The following is a 495-nucleotide window of genomic DNA, read 5'->3' as shown; positions in this document are numbered from 1 at the left end:
TTGGGAACAGCGTAAGTTAAAAGATGTTTCAAATGTTTATGATGGAACACATCAGACACCAGCGTATACAAGAGAAGGTATTATGTTTTTAAGTGTCGAAAATATTCAGTCTTTAAGATCAAATAAATTTATTTCGGAAGATGATTTTAAGCGTGATTTTAAGACATTTCCGAAATATGGTGATGTTTTAATTACTAGAATAGGAAGTATTGGCAAAGCCAATATTTTTCAAGAGAATATTCCAGCAGCATACTATGTTAGTTTAGCTTTATTAAAAGTTAAAAGTGAACAATTCAATTCCTTTTTTATAATGCATTGGCTAGGCTCCCCAGCAGTACAAAAAGATATATGGTCTAAAACTTTACATATAGCTTTCCCTAAAAAAATAAATAAAAATGAACTGAGTAAAGTTTCAGGATATATACCTCATTTATACGAGCAGTCGAATATAGAAAATCTATTATCTGGTTTAGATAAACTTATCGCTGCCAATCA

The 495-nt window shown here is 30.1% G+C and carries 1 protein-coding gene; it reads left to right on the top strand.

Annotation, left to right across the window (positions count from 1 at the left end; genetic code table 11):
• Positions 1-495: restriction endonuclease subunit S (locus IV88_RS08990; protein WP_201781928.1), on the top strand; the 495-nt coding region annotated here is incomplete at both ends.

The sequence above is a fragment of the Pediococcus argentinicus genome (assembly GCF_001437605.1).
Taxonomy (GTDB): Bacteria; Bacillota; Bacilli; order Lactobacillales; family Lactobacillaceae; genus Pediococcus; species Pediococcus argentinicus.
This window is presented reverse-complemented; position numbering and strand designations above follow the sequence as displayed.